This is a genomic window from Rhizobium sp. RU36D (assembly GCF_900176345.1).
In the GTDB taxonomy this organism is placed as follows: Bacteria; Pseudomonadota; Alphaproteobacteria; order Rhizobiales; family Rhizobiaceae; genus Allorhizobium.
Window position 1 is genome coordinate 2,501 of sequence record NZ_FWXU01000054.1, and the last position, 3,973, is coordinate 6,473.

General features: G+C 53.7%; 1 tRNA gene and 2 rRNA genes. All 3 read left to right on the plus strand.

From position 1 onward, the window contains the following. Positions 1-402: 402 nt before the first annotated feature. The 3 genes from B9A97_RS28900 to B9A97_RS28910 all read left to right on the plus strand — a co-directional run bounded on the left by B9A97_RS28900 (position 403) and on the right by B9A97_RS28910 (position 3,962). Positions 403-3,200, plus strand: a 23S ribosomal RNA gene (locus tag B9A97_RS28900). A gap of 260 nt (positions 3,201-3,460) precedes the next feature. After that, a 5S ribosomal RNA gene (rrf, locus tag B9A97_RS28905) occupies positions 3,461-3,575 on the plus strand. A gap of 310 nt (positions 3,576-3,885) precedes the next feature. After that, a tRNA-Met gene (locus B9A97_RS28910) sits at positions 3,886-3,962 on the plus strand. Positions 3,963-3,973: the final 11 nt, after the last annotated feature.

A 3,973-nucleotide genomic window follows, 5' to 3' on the forward strand; every position in this document is an offset into this window, starting at 1 on the left:
CCTGGTGTCCGAGCCCGATCCTGATGAACCTTGGAATGGCCTAGCCGGCCGGAACTTGGGGAAGGGTCGGAGGTAGGTAGGAAGCCTGTCGCTCTGGTCGGTCGCTGTTGATGTTCTTCGGAGCATCTCTGGTGACTTATCGATGGCCGATTGCTAACCGCGCGGTCCCGGATTTAATCTCGAGAAGCTGGTCTTATGATCGGACGCAAGTGAGCTGCTCGGCGTAGCTCCGATAAAGCGATCCGATCGAACACGTCGATGGCATCTGAGTGACCTGGTTGTAAAAGGTAGCCAGGTTTGTGAGGCGATAGGAATTAGGCAATGGTCAGTAGGGATCAAACTCTATTGGCTAGTGCCTACTGGCTATTGGCTCGCATAATGATGAGCATTGGCAATGAGAACGATCAAGTGTTTTAAGGGCAATTGGTGGATGCCTTGGCATGCACAGGCGATGAAGGACGTGATACGCTGCGATAAGCCGTGGGGAGCTGCGAATGAGCTTTGATCCATGGATCTCCGAATGGGGAAACCCACCTTAAATGCCTAGAAAGTTTAAGCTGTCTTTCGGGACGGTTTAGGTTTCTAGGCATTGAGATAAGGTATCTTACTTTCGAATACATAGGGGTAAGAAGCGAACGCAGGGAACTGAAACATCTAAGTACCTGCAGGAAAGGACATCAACCGAGACTCCGCAAGTAGTGGCGAGCGAACGCGGACCAGGCCAGTGGCAATGCTGAATAAAGCCGAACGAGTTGGAAAGCTCGACCGTAGCGGGTGACAGTCCCGTAGGCGTAGAACAGGCATTGTCCTTGAGTAAGGCGGGACACGTGAAATCCTGTCTGAACATGGGGAGACCACTCTCCAAGCCTAAGTACTCGTGCATGACCGATAGCGAACAAGTACCGTGAGGGAAAGGTGAAAAGCACCCCGACAAGGGGAGTGAAATAGAACCTGAAACCGGTTGCCTACAAGCAGTTGGAGGGCGCAAGCCTGACAGCGTACCTTTTGTATAATGGGTCAACGACTTAGTGTATCTAGCAAGCTTAAGCCGGTAGGTGTAGGCGCAGCGAAAGCGAGTCTGAACAGGGCGTTCAGTTAGATGCATTAGACCCGAAACCGAGTGATCTAGCCATGAGCAGGTTGAAGGTTGGGTAACACCAACTGGAGGACCGAACCCGCATCTGTTGCAATAGATTGGGATGACTTGTGGCTAGGGGTGAAAGGCCAATCAAACTCGGAAATAGCTGGTTCTCCGCGAAAACTATTTAGGTAGTGCGTCGATCGAATACCCCGGGGGGTAGAGCACTGGATGGGCTATGGGGACTCACCGTCTTACTGATCCTAACCAAACTCCGAATACCCGGGAGTACTAATCGGCAGACACACGGCGGGTGCTAACGTCCGTCGTGAAAAGGGCAACAACCCTGACCTCCAGCTAAGGTCCCCAAGTCATGGCTAAGTGGGAAAGGATGTGAGGATCCCAAAACAACCAGGATGTTGGCTTAGAAGCAGCCATCATTTAAAGAAAGCGTAACAGCTCACTGGTCTAAATAAGGGTCTTTGCGCCGAAAATGTAACGGGGCTAAAGCCATGCACCGAAGCTGAGGATTTGCAGTGATGCAAGTGGTAGCGGAGCGTTCCGTAAGCCTGTGAAGGGGTACCTGTGAGGGGCCCTGGAGGTATCGGAAGTGCGAATGTTGACATGAGTAACGATAAAGGGGGTGAGAGACCCCCTCGCCGAAAGACCAAGGGTTCCTGCTTAAAGTTAATCTGAGCAGGGTTAGCCGGCCCCTAAGACGAGGCGGACACGCGTAGTCGATGGGAACCACGTTAATATTCGTGGGCCTGGTGGTAGTGACGGATTGCGTAACTTGTTCGGACTTATTGGATTGTCCGGGCGGGGAAGCGGTTCCAGGAAATAGCTCCACCGTACAGACCGTACCCGAAACCGACACAGGTGGTCAGGTAGAGCATACCAAGGCGCTTGAGAGAACTATGCTGAAGGAACTCGGCAAATTGCACGCGTAACTTCGGAAGAAGCGTGACCCCTTTATACGCAAGTATAGTGGGGTGGCACAGACCAGGGGGTAGCGACTGTTTATCAAAAACACAGGGCTCTGCGAAGTCGCAAGACGACGTATAGGGTCTGACGCCTGCCCGGTGCTGGAAGGTTAAGAGGAGAGGTGCAAGCTTTGAATCGAAGCCCCAGTAAACGGCGGCCGTAACTATAACGGTCCTAAGGTAGCGAAATTCCTTGTCGGGTAAGTTCCGACCTGCACGAATGGCGTAACGACTTCCCCGCTGTCTCCAGCATAGACTCAGTGAAATTGAATTCCCCGTGAAGATGCGGGGTTCCTGCGGTTAGACGGAAAGACCCCGTGCACCTTTACTATAGCTTTACACTGGCATTCGTGTCGGCATGTGTAGGATAGGTGGTAGGCTTTGAAGCGGGGACGCCAGTTCTCGTGGAGCCATCCTTGAAATACCACCCTTATCGTCATGGATGTCTAACCGCGATCCGTCATCCGGATCCGGGACAGTGTATGGTGGGTAGTTTGACTGGGGCGGTCGCCTCCGAAAGAGTAACGGAGGCGCGCGATGGTGGGCTCAGACCGGTCGGAAATCGGTCGTCGAGTGCAATGGCATAAGCCCGCCTGACTGCGAGACTGACAAGTCGAGCAGAGACGAAAGTCGGTCATAGTGATCCGGTGGTCCCGTGTGGAAGGGCCATCGCTCAACGGATAAAAGGTACGCCGGGGATAACAGGCTGATGACCCCCAAGAGTCCATATCGACGGGGTTGTTTGGCACCTCGATGTCGGCTCATCGCATCCTGGGGCTGGAGCAGGTCCCAAGGGTTTGGCTGTTCGCCAATTAAAGCGGTACGTGAGCTGGGTTCAGAACGTCGTGAGACAGTTCGGTCCCTATCTGCCGTGGGTGTAGGAATATTGACAGGATCTGTCCCTAGTACGAGAGGACCGGGATGGACATATCTCTGGTGGACCTGTTGTCCTGCCAAGGGCATAGCAGGGTAGCTATATATGGAAGGGATAACCGCTGAAGGCATCTAAGCGGGAAACCCACCTGAAAACGAGTGTTCCCTATCAGAGCCGTGGAAGACGACCACGTTGATAGGCCGGGTGTGGAAGTGCAGCAATGCATGAAGCTTACCGGTACTAATAGCTCGATTGGCTTGATCGTTCTCATTGACCATGCTCATCTCGCGACAAACACAAAGTGTTTGTGCGCTTCGATGAGCCATCTCTTTTGTCCTCACGCTGTCGCGACTTCGTCGCTACGCTGCGGACAGCGCGCCAAACGATTGGTGACGCGCCTTCGCGCTTGCGGCCTTCGGCCGTGGCGCATACGGAAAAGAAAAAAGACGTGTTTAAAAGCAGTGAAAACTGCACCAGCTTCTCACTGAACCGACCGCTAGTCGGTTCAACATTGCCCTTAGCTGACCTGGTGGTTATTGCGGGGTGGCTGCACCCGTTCCCATTCCGAACACGGCCGTGAAACGCCCCTGCGCCCATGGTACTTCGTCTTAAGACGCGGGAGAGTCGGTCGCTGCCAGGTCTGCTAAAGGCAATGTTTGGGTTTTGCGAAAGCAAAATACCCCAGGTTTTTGCGCAAGCAAAATACCAACACAATCTTCTCATCACGCCCTCGGCCCAGCCGAAATCCTCTCTGGGTCGCGTAAGCGACCCTTTGTCGTTAAACGACAGCACGAAATGTCGGGGACCTAAAGCATCGAAATGGTGCGTCCCTTACAGGAGACAACTCCGTCGGAGTTGCTCCGGCAGTAGCATCATCGCTCAGCGATGATGCGTTCCGGCAAACCAATTGGTTTGCCTCGACGGTATTTTGCCTTCGGCAAAAACCTTGGCGCGGGGTGGAGCAGCCCGGTAGCTCGTCAGGCTCATAACCTGAAGGCCGCAGGTTCAAATCCTGCCCCCGCAACCAACGATAATTGC